This is a genomic window from Arthrobacter globiformis NBRC 12137, assembly GCF_000238915.1.
Classification (GTDB): domain Bacteria; phylum Actinomycetota; class Actinomycetes; order Actinomycetales; family Micrococcaceae; genus Arthrobacter; species Arthrobacter globiformis.
This window is the reverse complement of the sequence record NZ_BAEG01000013.1, coordinates 1-13,457: the sequence shown is the minus strand read 5'-3', so window position 1 is coordinate 13,457 and position 13,457 is coordinate 1. Positions and strand designations below refer to the sequence as shown.

The 13,457-nt window shown below is 65.6% G+C and carries 13 protein-coding genes and 1 pseudogene; 8 read left to right on the top strand and 6 right to left on the bottom strand.

The window, feature by feature from the left end:
• Positions 1–733 (top strand): GIY-YIG nuclease family protein (locus ARGLB_RS23480; RefSeq protein ID WP_003798380.1); only part of this gene is annotated, 733 nt, incomplete at its 5' end.
• 431 nt (positions 734–1,164) lie between these two features.
• Here ARGLB_RS23480 and ARGLB_RS02130 read toward each other — a convergent pair.
• Both ARGLB_RS02130 and ARGLB_RS24260 read right to left on the bottom strand, forming a co-directional pair.
• Entirely contained in the window at positions 1,165–1,551 is a 387-nt protein-coding gene (locus ARGLB_RS02130; protein WP_003798378.1) for a DUF6454 family protein, read from the bottom strand.
• A 17-nt stretch (positions 1,552–1,568) separates the two neighbouring features.
• Positions 1,569–1,739 carry a DUF6454 family protein gene (locus ARGLB_RS24260; RefSeq protein WP_175304943.1) on the bottom strand — a complete coding sequence of 57 codons (171 nt, stop codon included), beginning with the start codon at positions 1,737–1,739 and terminating at the stop codon, positions 1,569–1,571.
• Positions 1,740–1,797: 58 nt separating this feature from the next.
• Here ARGLB_RS24260 and ARGLB_RS24255 point away from each other — a divergent pair, with 58 nt between their 5' ends.
• Together ARGLB_RS24255 and ARGLB_RS24385 are read left to right on the top strand one after the other, a co-directional pair.
• Positions 1,798–1,926, top strand: coding sequence for a hypothetical protein (locus ARGLB_RS24255; RefSeq protein ID WP_280959896.1), 129 nt, complete (start codon positions 1,798–1,800; stop codon positions 1,924–1,926).
• A 134-nt stretch (positions 1,927–2,060) separates the two neighbouring features.
• Positions 2,061–2,417 (top strand): annotated as a pseudogene (locus tag ARGLB_RS24385) (RNA 2'-phosphotransferase); the annotation flags it as partial.
• A 49-nt stretch (positions 2,418–2,466) separates the two neighbouring features.
• Here ARGLB_RS24385 and ARGLB_RS02125 read toward each other — a convergent pair.
• From ARGLB_RS02125 to ARGLB_RS02115, 3 genes are all read right to left on the bottom strand, one after another.
• Entirely contained in the window at positions 2,467–3,534 is a 1,068-nt protein-coding gene (locus ARGLB_RS02125) for an aminoglycoside phosphotransferase family protein (protein ID WP_003798375.1), read from the bottom strand.
• Between the two features lie 138 nt (positions 3,535–3,672).
• Positions 3,673–4,416 (bottom strand): VIT1/CCC1 transporter family protein, encoded by a 744-nt coding sequence (locus ARGLB_RS02120; protein WP_003798373.1) that lies wholly within the window; start codon positions 4,414–4,416, stop codon positions 3,673–3,675.
• A gap of 88 nt (positions 4,417–4,504) precedes the next feature.
• Positions 4,505–5,740, bottom strand: a complete 1,236-nt coding sequence (locus tag ARGLB_RS02115) for a ferritin-like domain-containing protein (protein ID WP_050934230.1) — start codon at positions 5,738–5,740, stop codon at positions 4,505–4,507.
• Between the two features lie 105 nt (positions 5,741–5,845).
• Between ARGLB_RS02115 and rimP the strand changes: the two genes are divergently transcribed.
• The 5 genes from rimP to rbfA all read left to right on the top strand — a co-directional run bounded on the left by rimP (position 5,846) and on the right by rbfA (position 11,774).
• Entirely contained in the window at positions 5,846–6,463 is a 618-nt protein-coding gene (gene rimP, locus ARGLB_RS02110; protein ID WP_003798369.1) for a ribosome maturation factor RimP, read from the top strand.
• The gene (gene nusA, locus ARGLB_RS02105; protein WP_003798366.1) at positions 6,463–7,440 is read left to right on the top strand and encodes a transcription termination factor NusA; all 978 of its coding nucleotides are present in this window, start codon (positions 6,463–6,465) and stop codon (positions 7,438–7,440) included. The genes rimP and nusA overlap by 1 nt, the downstream gene beginning before the upstream one ends.
• Positions 7,441–7,679: 239 nt before the next feature.
• Positions 7,680–8,021, top strand: coding sequence for a YlxR family protein (locus ARGLB_RS02100; RefSeq protein ID WP_003798365.1), 342 nt, complete (start codon positions 7,680–7,682; stop codon positions 8,019–8,021).
• A gap of 152 nt (positions 8,022–8,173) precedes the next feature.
• Entirely contained in the window at positions 8,174–11,050 is a 2,877-nt protein-coding gene (gene infB, locus ARGLB_RS02095; protein WP_003798362.1) for a translation initiation factor IF-2, read from the top strand.
• A gap of 214 nt (positions 11,051–11,264) precedes the next feature.
• Entirely contained in the window at positions 11,265–11,774 is a 510-nt protein-coding gene (rbfA, locus tag ARGLB_RS02090) for a 30S ribosome-binding factor RbfA (protein WP_003798361.1), read from the top strand.
• A 101-nt stretch (positions 11,775–11,875) separates the two neighbouring features.
• Here rbfA and ARGLB_RS02085 read toward each other — a convergent pair whose 3' ends face one another.
• Positions 11,876–12,997 carry a ScyD/ScyE family protein gene (locus tag ARGLB_RS02085; protein ID WP_003798359.1) on the bottom strand — a complete coding sequence of 374 codons (1,122 nt, stop codon included), beginning with the start codon at positions 12,995–12,997 and terminating at the stop codon, positions 11,876–11,878.
• Between the last annotated feature and the right edge of the window lie 460 nt (positions 12,998–13,457).

Genomic DNA, 13,457 nt, shown 5'->3' with positions numbered 1-13,457 from the left:
TCTTGCCGGTGGCTTGGCCGTTGTCGGCGGGGCGGCGCTGATGTTCGTCCCCGGCGGTCAGGTCGCAGGTATGGGGTTGATGAGCTTCGGTGCCGACGTCGTGGTTCAGAAAGCGACCACCGGCGAAGTCAACTGGGGCCAGGCCGCGATCTCCGGAGGTCTTGGGATGGTCGGCGGCGGTGTCGGCTTGATGGCGGGCAAGCTCGTCAATAACCCCGTGGTCCGCATGGCCGTGGAAAACGGTGTCGACGGGGCGATTAGCGGTGCCGGAGGGTACCTCAGCGGCCCAGGGCCCCACACGCCGTCCGGGCTCGTCCGGGCAACCGCCATGGGTGGAGGTACGGGGGCCGTACCCATCGGTGGACCCGCAACCAAGGTGGACCTACCAGCGCCAACCACAAAGCTGGGAAACCTTTCAGCCGTGCCTGAAGGCGTGGTCTACCACCGCGTAGATGAACTAGGCGACGTGAAACCCTACGTCGGTCAGGCGAAGAGTGACTTGAGGTATTCTTTGCGGCAGCAGGAACATGCGAGAGATTTTCCTGATGCGGCGTTCGAGTTTACCGTCCTGGACCGTGCTGCGCCCGGTCTTGAGTTGGATCGAGTTGAGGAGTATTGGATCAGAAAACTAGGCGGGCCGACGAACAAGGGCAATCCAGATGGTTCGCTCTCAAATAAACGGCATCAAATGAGTGATATGAGGTATGCGGAAGCCGGAGGAAATCCTTGGTAAAGGCGGAAAAGATCAATACTCTCAAAGACGGAGACGTCTTTAGCATCTCACTTGGTGACGGAACTGCTGCAGTAGGCCAAATTGTGTCTTCCTACTTGGCGTCCTACTACGTCGTGCTCTTTGACTTCGTTGCGCCGGAGAACGAAATTCGTTCAAAGGTTTCAGATGCACTTCAGGCCACACCGCTCTTTGGTGGACTGACACTTGATGCTCTCTTTCGTCCCGGACGTTGGAATGTGCTGGAAAACCGAGCCGTTGACAGTAAGAGATACCTTCCGGCGTATAAAACGGGAACCAGTGACCTTGGGAACTGTATGGTTGAGGATTTTAAAGGTGAACGAAGCCGGGCTGCTTCCGATATCGACGAGGAGAATATTCCGTTTAGAAAAACATCCGCACCAATAATTTTCGAACGGGCGATGAAAGCGCATTTAGGCTTGGAACCTTGGCACCCGGCCTTCGATGGGGTCCGGTTGGGCAATGTGATCACAAGTGCGGAGCTCTTCGGAGATTGAGAAGGGCCAGAACAGGCGCAGCACGTCGCCGTCGGACTCCAGGGCAACCGGGTTGCGGGTCATGGAGTGCCCTGCGGTGGAGAACTTCTGGACCGGGACTTCGTGAACTGCCCTTCCGTCTGAGAGGTCGGTCAGGGCGAGGCCGCCGAGCTCGAACGGTTGTCCGTCGGCGGTCTTGAGGCCGGTAACACCGGAGCAGAGCTGGTGGCCGGCGCCGGCATGCTCGCAGTCCTGGTAGTCGATGAAGTGGCTGGGGTTGGCCTGCGTTCCCAGCAGCCTGCCCTGATCGTTCCAGGTGAACACTTTGCGGGAACCCCAGCTCAGCCACTGATCCGGTTGGTCTTGCGGTCGGCAACGACACCGCCAACGTGGTCCGCCTGGCGGAACTGCTCGGCGACTTCGTAGGTGTCAGGGTTGCTGGTGTAGATGATGGAGCTGCTGTTGGGCCGGACGCAGCATGTTGATGAGCTTTTCCCGGGGTGGGGTGTCATCCCCTTCGCGCGGAGGACCGACAACGACGAAGTAGCATGCTGGACTGGCGGAAGTGTCGTGATCCTCGATGACTTCGACGTTGTTCGAGACGCAGGCGGGGAGGCGGTACGCCGCGCGATCTCGGAGTACGCCTCGATGGATGAGTGGCTCATCGCGGTGGTACGCGACTTCATCGAGTTCGACTGAGCTCTAGGTCGGCGTGTGACAGACGCGAGGCAACCCAGCCGGACGGCGTCGAGATTCGGCCCGGCACCGTACGATGCTGAGCACGATGCCCGGGCCGCGCCCGGAAGGTAATTGATGCTGAAAGGCTGCACCAGATGAACAGCCGGCCCAGCAGGTCAGAGGTCAGCCGTGTCTTGTCCCATGCGCTCCGTCACGCACCGGGCAAGTATGGTCTGACGCTGGATTCGCACGGGTGGGGCCGGTCAGCAAGCTGCTTCGGGGGGCTGCCCAGGCTGGGCCAGGAGTGGGAATTAGTCGACGAGACGACAATTCATGAGGTACTCGAAGCCTCAAAGAAGAAACGGCACCAGCTGGTCGAAGGCCGGATACGAGCCCTGCACGGACACTCCATACCCGTGCAGGCGTCGCATGAACCGACTCCGCCCCCACCGGTGCTCTTCCACGGGACCGCGCGAGCCACCCTCCCCGCGATTCGAGTGTCCGGGATCCTACGGTGCGGACGGCCGCCAAAGCCGTCCGATCAGACGGGACCTGACATTCCTACGACGGCGACGTGTTCGTGGCGGCCTCGCCCGGTTCGGGCAAGTCGTGGGCAGCCGGAAGCCCGTCCAGGGTCCGCCCGGCAAGTGTGCTGGCCACCCACAGCGACCGTGCCACATCACCGGCGTGTCCCGGCCTCGAGGTGTAGTGCAGGGCGTTGTCCACCTCCCGGGCCAGGCTCCACTGCCGGGCCACTTCCGGGTCCAGCCCGGCCGCGACACTGAAGTCATGGCATCTGGCCAGCAGGCCGGCGGCGGGGTCCGTTGTGGGCAGGTCCGGAATCCGGTTCCAGAGCACGGGAGCCACGGCGAACTCCGCCTCACCCACCATTGGCTGGGGATCGATGGCGGCAAAGCCGTCGGCGACAGCATTTCCGGCCGTTGTGCTCTCTGACGCGGGCCCGGGCGCTTCCGGCCTGGCCAGGATGTTGAGGTAGTGGAAGTCCGTGTTGACGAGCACGTCCACGGAGGAGCGGCGGCCCACGGCGCCCCGCGTCTGGCACACCTCGAGCGCCGCCTCCAGGAGCCATCGGGGAAACGGCCGGCCGAGCTGTTCCCATTCGGCCGGCAGGTCATCGCTCCACTGTTCAGCCCGCGCGGCGACGTGCACAAACTCCAGCCACTGTGGCCTGCCGTCGGGCACAAGGCTCAGCTGCCGCATCAGCCCGCCCCACACCTCAATGGCGGTGTCCATCGGTTCTGTCCGGAGCGACCTGCCGGCATCCAGGCGCTCAAGGAGCATGGAACACGTTCCGGTGTCGGAGGCAAGCAACCGCACCGCACCATGGCCGTTCCACAGCGCCAGCGCATGGCGTTCCACCAGAGCTTCGTCATGCGGAAAGGCCACCTTCAATGCCGCGGCCGATCCTGCCGTGCGGACCGGCACCACAATACCGCCGTGCCCGCTCCACGGAAGCGCTCCCGGTGCCAGGTCAAGCTCAAGCTGCCACTGCTCCAGCCGGCCACGGATCATGTCCGGCAGCGACGCCAGCCAGGCCCTGCCGGCGCTGCTGCGGGAATAGCGGCGGGTCAGGTCCGGCGGAATGGGAACGTCTGCTGGCGGGCTCACAGCTCCAGCGTAGTAGAGGGGGCCTTTCGCAGCGCGAAGGCCAGCGCAGCGGGAAGACCGGATAGCTCCTGCCCAGACGATGCCGATGCCGCCCGTACACGATGCCGCAAGCGCCCCTACACGATGCCGCAAGCGCCCCTACACGATGCCGCTGGCGCCCAGCAGGTTGCCGATGGTGAACGTCGCGGCCAGGGCGAGGCCACCGCCCACCACCACGCGTGCGCCCGCCCGGGTTTTTGAGCCGCCGCCGATCCAAGCGCCGACGGCACCCGTCACGGCCAGGGCCAGCAGGACGGCTCCGAAAGTCACGGCCACGCGAATGTTTTCCGGAGGCAGCAGGATGGCGAGCATCGGCAGCACGGCCCCCAGCGTGAAGGCGATGGCCGACGCAAAGGCGGCATGCCAGGGGCTCACGATGTCCTGTTCGTCGATGTTGAGCTCGGCCGAAAGATGTGCGGCCAGGGCGTCGTGCTCGGTGAGTTCCCGCGCCACATTCCAGGCTGTTTCTTCGCTCAGGCCTTTGCTGCGGTAGATCGCGGCGAGCTCCAGCAGCTCCTCTTCCGGTTCCTCGGCCAGCTCGCGCCGTTCCTTCTCGATCAGCGCCTTCTGGCTGTCGCTCTGGCTGCTGACGGAGACGTACTCACCCAGGGCCATGGATACAGCACCGCCCACGAGGCCGGCAGCACCGGCAGCGAGGATGGGGCCGTGCTCGCTGGTCGCACCGGCCACACCCACCACAATCGCCGCGACCGACACGATCCCGTCGTTGGCTCCGAGGACACCGGCACGCAGCCAGTTCAAACGGTGCACGATGTCATTGTTGTGGGGTTCATTGGCGTGCTGGCTGTCCGGGGGCAACGCCGAATTGTCCGCTGAATCCATGGCTCCAGCAAACCACTCAGAGGCAGCCGGCTGCCAGTGGGATGTCACCGGCGGACCCTGGACACTCGGGGCGCCGGCCTCCCCGCCTCTAGGGTGCGGCGGGAGTTGCCGTTGCGCCGCCGTCGGTCTGGCGTGCCGAGGGCGCAGCCGGCTCCGGAAGTTCCGGCAGGAGCGTGGTGTCCAGCACAATGCCGGGGACGGGCCCCGGATCGGATCCCCAGCGCGTGGTCCGCTGGGCAGCGGCAACCAGCGAGGAGATTGCCCACCGCCGCGTCTCACCCTCGCTCAGGGCCACCAGGTCGCCATAGACCGGGAGTGTTCCGGCTTCCAGGCTGGCCAGTCCCGCCGCGGGCTTCTGCAGGAACGAGGTGCCCAGGGTATAGCCCGGTTCACGGGGAGGAACGGACGCACAGTGAACGCGGGTGTACGCCTCTGCCTGGGCGACCAAGGTCTCGTGCGTGGCCAGCAGGGAGGCAGCCCGGTCCGCGGCCGACCCGTTTAGGCGCGTCAGCGCCACCTGGTAGCCGTATACCGTCTCAACTTCTGTCCGGACCACGCGGTTCAAGGCTGCAGCCAGTGTGGCGCTGCCCGACGGGTCCGTGGTCTGGCCGGGCTGGGTACGGTTGCTTGATTGGGCGCCATCCTGTGGTCCAACGCTGCTGCCCGCGGAACTGCACGCCGCGGCCGCGTTGCTCCGCGTCGCCGCCGGCGCCTCAAGCGCAGGTGGCGGTGTCCCGGCAGCCTGTGCCAGCGCCGTCGCCTGAAGCAGCTGAGCGGTCCCTACCGCAGCGAGCAGGCGGGCCATCCCGCCGTCGGCCTTCTCGGCATGGACGAGACGCGCCTTGCCGCTCTTGGACAGCGCGGCTACCAGCGCCGGCAGCGTTGCTGTGCCCGATGGTGCTGTCCCTGATGATGCCGTGGCAACCGGGCCTGCGGTTCCCGGGGCGCCAGCCGCTGAACCTGCGCCAGCCGCTGAACTTGCGCCGGCCGCTGAACTTGCGCCCGCCGCAGTCCCGGCGGTGGCACCGCCGGGAAGAAGGAGTGCCCTTGCCTGCGTAGTCAGCAATGTCACAGTGTGCGAAAACAGTTGCCGCCGGGCTCCGGACGACCCCTCCGCGAGCTGCTGGCTGGCAGTCCTCAGGTCCTGGGTTTCGGCGAGGGCGGCAGCGCGCGCCTGTTCGGAGAAGGGTGGGGCCGGCGGTGCCGGGGATTCCCGCGGAATCAGCGCAAAACCAAGACTCAGCACCAGGAAAGCGGAGAGTGCCAGCAGGCCGTACCGGAGATAGCTGGCCGGAGCTCTTTTTCGCCCGCTGTCGTCATTCACAACAGACCATGTTGTCACGGCCGGCAGGAAGTCCGTGCACCAAGCCGCCCGGAAAATCGCTACGCTAGTAGTCACAACATCATCTAACGGGAGGCGGCCGGCATCGTGAGCAATGCAGAAGCCACGACTTCATCAGACCGGACCAACGCGGGAAAGGCTGAACCCGCGGCTGTCCACAATCCCGAGGCTGAACGCCTCCGGGCGCTGCTGGAACCCGCGGTCCAGTCGCACCGGCTCTACCTGGAGGATGTTGCCATCCACATCGCAGGTTCCAACCGTGTGGTCCACGTAGTGGTGGACCTGCCGCAGGAAGAGACGGGCGGCGTGAGCCTTGACGTCATCGCGGACATCTCCAAGGAACTCTCCGACATCCTGGACAGCGACCCCAGCACGGACAGCCGTCCCTATGATCTTGAGGTTTCATCGCCCGGCGTGGGGCGGCCGCTGACCGAGCCCCGGCACTGGCACCGCGCCCGCGGGCGCATGGTGAGCGTCAACGTGATCCAGGGCGAGAACGTCACGGGCAGAATCAGCTCCGTTGACGACGCCGGCGTGACCCTCGTTCCCGAAATTGCCGTGAAAAAGGGCATGAAGCCCAGGCAGGGCGACCCCGTAAAACTTCCTTTCGACAAGATCCGCAGCGGAAAAGTCGAAATTGAGTTCAGCCGCCTCGACGAGGCCGGTCTGGAAACTGAGCACAATGGACCTTCTGAGGAGGCCTGATGGATATTGACATGAGCGCGCTGAGACTCCTGGAGCGTGAGCGCGAAATCCCGCTGGATCTCCTCATCCCCACGATCGAGCAGGCACTGCTTGTCGCCTACCACAAGTCGCCGGGCGCCTTCGAAAAGGCCCGGGCGGAGCTGGACCGCAAGAGCGGCCACGTAACCATCTGGGCCACGGAAATCGACGACGACGGCGCACCTATCGGCGAGTTCGAGCACACACCGGCCGGGTTCGGCCGTATCGCCGCCAGCACCGCCCGGCAGATCATTCTGCAGCGGCTGCGCGACGTTGAGGATGACAACGTCCTGGGCGAGTTCAAGGGCCGTGAGGGTGAACTTGTTGCCGGGCTGATTCAGCAGGGCAACAACCCCCACATGATCCAGGTCAACCTGGGCACGGTGGAAGCACTGCTTCCGCCGCCGGAGCAGGTGCCGGGGGAGAAGTACATCCACGGGAACCGGCTTCGTGCTTACGTCATCGATGTGCACCGGGGCACCAAGGGCCCGTCCATCACCCTTTCCCGTTCGCACCCCGGCCTGGTCCGGAAGCTTTTCGAACTCGAAGTCCCGGAGATCGCCGACCGCTCCGTGGAGATAGTCGCCCTGGCCCGCGAAGCCGGGCACCGCACCAAGATCGCAGTCAAGGCAAACACCCAGGGCATCAACGCGAAGGGTGCGTGCATCGGCGAAATGGGCTCGCGCGTGCGGGCGGTCATGACCGAACTGAACGACGAAAAGATCGACATCGTTGACTTCAGCGAGGATCCGGCCACCTTCATCGCCAGTGCCCTGTCGCCGTCGCGTGTGAATTCAGTCACCATCACCGACGAGGCCACCCGTTCAGCCCGCGTCGTGGTGCCGGATTACCAGCTCTCCCTTGCCATCGGCAAGGAGGGGCAGAACGCCCGCCTCGCCGCCAAACTGACGGGGTGGCGAATCGATATCGTCTCCGACGCCGCCGCTCCGCGCGGTTAGCAGCGCCGGCCGGACAGAGGAAAATCCGTCCGGCACAAGCTCTTGGCCTGATCGAACTGCCCGCCCCCGCGGCGGGCAGTTTCGGTTTCCGGTTTCGGGTATAGGCCCCGTGAGGGGCTAGAATAGAACTTGGCCGCGCCTAGCGGCCGGCATCAGCGTGTTCGAGCGCCGGGTCCTGCCGAAAGGCAGAGGCGGGCGGCCGGGCAGGCAGATAGGTACAGGCAGGAAGAAACTCGGCAGTGGCACACGTGCAACAACTCGGGAATCAGCCGCTGCGTACCTGCATCGGATGCCGGAAAAAGGGGCCGCGGTCAGAGTTGCTCCGGCTCGTCTCCGACACCGGCGGTTCGTCCGCCGTCGTGGTGGATGAACGACGCCGGATGGCTGGCCGGGGTGCATGGCTGCACCCCAGCGAAGCGTGCCTGGCCCTGGCGGTCAAGCGGCGAGCCTTCGGAAGGGCCCTCAACGGGTCGACCGGAACGGCCGCCGTCGAACGCCGGATAACGGCAGGAGCGCACGCTGCCGACGTCCCGGCGTCTGCAGTACCAACCGTCCAACCTGAAAGCGGGTCAGAAATCTGATGGAAACCCGATGAGTTCCCAGCGATGAGTGCGTAACGATGACAACTTTGTTGCGCTCTGCAATGGGCCTTTCAGCTGTAACCGCAGCGGGGGCCCGCAGTAAGAAGTAGACGGTTCGTGCCTGGCTCGGTGCGGACCGAGACAGGAGAAATGTGGCCAAGGTCCGCGTACATGAGCTTGCAAAAGAGCTCGGTATTACTTCCAAAGATGCAGTAACCAAACTGCAGGAACTGGGCGAATTTGTTCGCTCCGCCTCTTCCACCATTGAGGCCCCCGTGGTGCGGAAACTCCGCAACGCGTTCCCGGCTGCCGCCGCTTCGAAGTCCGAAGCCCCCGCAGCCGCCCCCAAGTCCCCGGCAAAGCCGGCGGAAACCCGTCCCGCGCCGGCTCCCGGCCCCGCTGCCCCCAAGGCTGCTGCGCCTGCTCCGGCTCCCGCGCCGGCACCGGCACCGGCCCCCAAGGCCGAGGCGCCTGCAGCTCCGGCTGCGCCCGCCGCTCCGGCAGCTCCGGCTGCCGCAACGCCCGCTGCGCCCTCCACCGGTGCCAAGCCGGGAGCACGCCCCGCACCCAAGGCTGAGACCCCCTCACGTCCGGGCGGCGCACCGCGTCCCGGCGGCCCCCGCCCCGGCAATAACCCCTTCGCCACGTCCCAGGGCATGCCCCGCGGCCGCGGCGGAGACGGTGACCGTCCGCCGCGCCCGGGCAATAACCCGTTTGCCACGTCCCAGGGCATGCCCCGTCCCGGCGGCGGCCGCACTGACGGCGACCGTCCCGGCGGCCCGCGTCCTGCAGCCGGTGCAGGCGGACCCCGCCCCGGTGCTCCGCGTCCAGGCGCTACGCCCGGCCCGCGTCCTGCAGCTGGTGCAGGCGGCCCCCGTCCCGGCGGTCCCCGTCCGGGTGCCGGCGGAAACCGCCCCACGCCTGGGATGATGCCTAACCGCACCGAGCGTCCCGCACCTGCAGGTGCCGGCCGTCCCGGTGGCGGCGGACGCGGTCCCGGCCGTCCCGGCGCTCCCGGAACCGGCGGTCCCGGTGGCGGCGGCGGTGCTCCGGCCGGCGGTGGCTTCGGCAAGGGTGGCCGCGGTCGCGGTGGCACCCAGGGTGCGTTCGGCAAGGGCGGCGCTGGCCGCGGCAAGCAGCGCAAGTCGAAGCGCGCAAAGCGCCAGGAACTTGAGCAGATGAGCGCACCGTCGCTGGGTGGCGTGAGCGTACCCCGCGGCGATGGCAACACCGTTATCCGGCTTCGTCGTGGATCGTCCATCACGGACTTCGCTGACAAGATCGAGGCGAACCCCGCCGCACTGGTTACCGTGCTCTTCCACCTCGGTGAAATGGCAACGGCAACCCAGTCGCTGGATGAGGACACCTTTGCACTTCTCGGCGAGGAACTCGGTTACAAGCTGCAGGTCGTTTCCCCGGAGGATGAGGAGCGCGAACTGCTCAGCGCCTTCGATATCGACGTCGAAGCTGAACTCGAGGCCGAAGGTGACGAAGAGCTTGAGGCACGTCCTCCGGTAGTCACCGTCATGGGTCACGTTGACCACGGTAAGACCCGCCTGCTCGACGCCATCCGCAACTCGGATGTCGTCGCCGGCGAGCACGGTGGCATCACGCAGCACATCGGTGCCTACCAGATCAGCCACGAGCACGAGGGTGCGCTGCGCGACATCACCTTCATCGACACCCCGGGTCACGAGGCGTTCACCGCCATGCGTGCCCGTGGCGCGAAGGTCACGGACATCGCCATCCTGGTTGTGGCAGCGGACGACGGCGTGATGCCCCAGACCGTTGAAGCACTCAACCACGCCCAGGCGGCCAACGTGCCGATCGTCGTGGCCGTGAACAAGATCGACAAGGAAGGCGCGAACCCGGACAAGGTCAAGGGCCAGCTCACCGAGTACGGCCTGGTTCCCGAAGAATACGGTGGCGACACCATGTTCGTTGAGGTCTCTGCCCGCCAGAACGTCAACATCGATGAACTGATCGACGCCGTGCTGCTGACTGCCGACGCCGCGCTGGACCTGCGGGCCAACCCGGACAAGGCCGCCCGAGGCATCGCCATCGAAGCGAACCTGGACAAGGGCCGCGGTTCCGTGGCCACCGTCCTGGTGCAGTCCGGTACCCTCGCGGTCGGCGACACGATCGTTGCCGGCACGGCCCACGGCCGCGTCCGTGCAATGTTCGACGAAGACGGCGAAGCCCTCGACGTCGCATTGCCGTCCCGCCCGGTTCAGGTCCTCGGCCTGTCCAACGTGCCGCGCGCCGGTGACACCTTCCTGGTGACCGCCGACGAGCGCACCGCCCGACAGATCGCCGAAAAGCGTGAAGCGGCCGACCGCAACGCCCAGCTCGCCAAGCGCCGCAAGCGCATCAGCCTGGAAGACTTCGACCAGGCCGTCGCCGAAGGCAAGATCGACACCCTCAACCTCATCCTCAAGGGTGACGTCTCCGGTGCCGTGGAAGCCCTCGAAGACGCGCTGCTCAAGATCGACGTCGGCGAAGGCGTCCAGCTCCGCGTTATCCACCGCGGTGTTGGTGCGATCACGCAGAACGACGTCAACCTGGCTACGGTCGACAGCGCCGTCATCATCGGCTTCAACGTCAAGCCTGCCGAGCGTGTTGCCGAACTGGCAGACCGCGAAGGCGTGGACATGCGCTTCTACTCCGTCATCTACTCAGCAATCGATGACATCGAGCTGGCCCTCAAGGGCATGCTCAAGCCGGAGTACGAAGAGGTCCAGCTGGGCACCGCCGAGGTCCGCGAAGTGTTCCGTTCCTCCAAGTTCGGCAACATCGCAGGTTCCATCGTTCGCACCGGTACCATCCGACGCAACACGAAGGCCCGCATCACCCGCGCCGGCAAGCTCATTGGCGACAACCTCACGGTGGAGACGCTCAAGCGCTTCAAGGACGACGTCACCGAGGTCCGCACGGACTTCGAGTGCGGTATCGGCCTTGGCTCGTACAACGACATCACCGAAGGCGACATCATCGAGACCTTCGAGATGCGCGAGAAGCCGCGCGTCTAGTCGTGTGAGTTTCACAGGTGCGGGGCCGTTGGGTTTTTCCTGGCGGCCCCGCACTTTCGCCCGACCCGGGAGCCTCCGAGTTTTGGGGGCGCCCCCGCCCCTACGCTGGGCATCTCCTTAGATGCCACTCCCAGGCCCCCTCAATCGCTACGCGCTAACGTTGTTCCATGCGTTGGCGCGCCCCCAGTTTTCTATTTCTATCCAGGAGGATGTAATGGCTGATCCGGCACGCGCTGCCAAGATGGCGCAGCGGATTAAGGTTGTTGTTGCTGAGGCTTTGGGCCGGAAGGTCAAGGATCCCCGGCTTGAGGGGATTACCGTCACTGATGCCCGGGTGACCAATGACCTGCAACATGCCACCATCTACTACACCGTGTTCGGTGACCAGGCCGTGCAGGTTGACGCGGCCAGAGGCCTGGAGAAGGCCAAGGGTGTGCTGCGGCAGGAAGTGGGCCGCAACATCACCGCCCGGCTTACCCCCACACTCGAGTTCGTAGCCGACCAGATTCCGGTGAACGCCTCCAACCTGGAGGAACTGCTCCGGGAGGCCAAGCGGCGCGACGCCGAGGTGGCTGCCCTGGCCGAGAAGGCCAAGCACGCCGGTGACGCCGACCCGTACAAGAGCGACGTCCAGCCGGACGTGGAAATCGACGAAGACGACTTCGACGAAGAGGGCCTGGACCTGGCCGACGACGAGACAATAGACGAGGACCGGAACCGCTAGCGTTCCCGGCTCTGCACTGGGAGCCAAGCCCTCAAGCGCCGGAAGGGTGCGGACGGATCTCTTCGATCCGGCCGCACCCTTTCTTTTAATCCTCTTTCTTGTCAGTCGTCGAGAGGCGCCTTCACGACGCGGCCGTCCGGTGCGGCATTCGGTGCCGGCAGGGAATTGACCGTCGCGTAGATGCTTTCGCCCCTGATGTCGACGTCGGCCGTGAGCATTCCCGGAAGGACTACCGTCTGCTTGCCTGAGTGGGCAGACAGCCGCAGCACGCCCTTACCGAACAGGGAGGCAACGTACACGTGCCCGTCGTCGTCCATGTCCAGTCCGGTGGGTGACATCACGTCGTCAGCGAACAGCTTCACGCGGCCGTTGTGGGGGTTGACCTTGTACACCGCTCCGCGGGCACCCAGCGCCGGGTCCTCCGGGCCGCCGGGGAGCACGGAGACGTACAGCCAGCCATCCGGTCCGCGCTTGACGTCGGTGGGCACGGGCTCGAAGCGGTAGGTGTGACCGGCGATGCAGCCCGGAAGCTTGAGGGCCGCGGCTTCCGCTGCAGTGAACGTGTGCGGCCGTGCCGGCAGTACGGCAACGCTTTCGGCCTCGCCTGACTCCACGTCGACCGAGACGATGGCGTTGGCTCCGGCGTCGGCTATGTAAATGGTGTCGCCATAGACATCGATTCCATAGGGATGCGAATCGATCTGGCCCTTGTAGGAAACCGGCACATCTTTGGGCAGCTTTGCAACGCAGTCGGCGGGAAGGTCCTTGAAGCCGTAGCTGATGCCGCCGTCGGGGTTGTGCTTCATCTCCAGCGCAGCAAGGTCGCCAAAGGTGCGGTGCGCGCCGCCGGAGTCAATGCTCCTGATGTGTCCAGCCAACGGCCTCGGATCCATGGGGCCGGCACCCTGGCTCTCGGCCAGGTAAATGGTCCGGCCACGACGGTCGCTGCCGGCCACATCCCAGGCCGCGTTCCGGTAGACCACGGATTTGCTGCCGTCCCGGGCGATTTTCGTCAGCTGCCCCGCGAATTCCTCGCTGACCAGAACCGAACCGTCCTGTCCGTCGCTGAGGTGGAGCGGGGTCAGCAGGCCCTTGGCAAGAACGGCGGGTGCTGACTGGCTCCCTGCTGCATTGCCTGCCGGGGCCGCGTGGCCGGCCGGGGACGCCGACAAGAGGAGTGAGGCAGCCGCGACAGCTGCCCAAAGTGCTCGTTGCTTTTCCATACCGTCTCCAATGTCAATGGTGCGCATCCAGAACATTGAGACCGATATGTGGTCCGAAAATCGGGTCCCCCGACGCGCGTATTCTAAGCCCGGCCTTCGGGGCCTGTCGATGGCGCGGTTCCATGGCTGTCCGCGTTGGGCTGCCGCTTCGGGTGGTCCGCGAAAAACTTTTTGTGCCGTCCGCCGGCGGGGCTTTTAATGTCAGACCCCTGGACCAGACTGGTTGCATGGAAGCCATGGGGGGATTCGCCGCGGACCGGGCCTTAGGGCCCGGTGCCGGTGGGTTGGCTGCTGCCGGTGGGTTGGCTTTCTGCCGGTGGGTTGGCTTCTGCCGGTGGGTTGGCTTTCTGCCGGTGGGTTGGCTTCTGCCGGTGCCAACGCCCTGCAGGTCGTTTCTTCCGGAGCGGACGTGGTGGACCGCAGCCTTGCTGATCTGGCCTCGAACGCGATCACCACCGAC

What these genes read in the sequence shown, in the direction of transcription:
- ARGLB_RS24260 (WP_175304943.1), bottom strand. Translation starts at nt 1,739, where the DNA reads ATGACACCCCACCCCGGGAAAAGCTCATCAACATGCTGCGTCCGGCCC.
- ARGLB_RS02120 (WP_003798373.1), bottom strand. Translation starts at nt 4,416, where the DNA reads ATGGATTCAGCGGACAATTCGGCGTTGCCCCCGGACAGCCAGCACGCC.
- nusA (WP_003798366.1), top strand. Translation starts at nt 6,463, where the DNA reads ATGGATATTGACATGAGCGCGCTGAGACTCCTGGAGCGTGAGCGCGAA.
- rbfA (WP_003798361.1), top strand. Translation starts at nt 11,265, where the DNA reads ATGGCTGATCCGGCACGCGCTGCCAAGATGGCGCAGCGGATTAAGGTT.
- ARGLB_RS02085 (WP_003798359.1), bottom strand. Translation starts at nt 12,997, where the DNA reads ATGGAAAAGCAACGAGCACTTTGGGCAGCTGTCGCGGCTGCCTCACTC.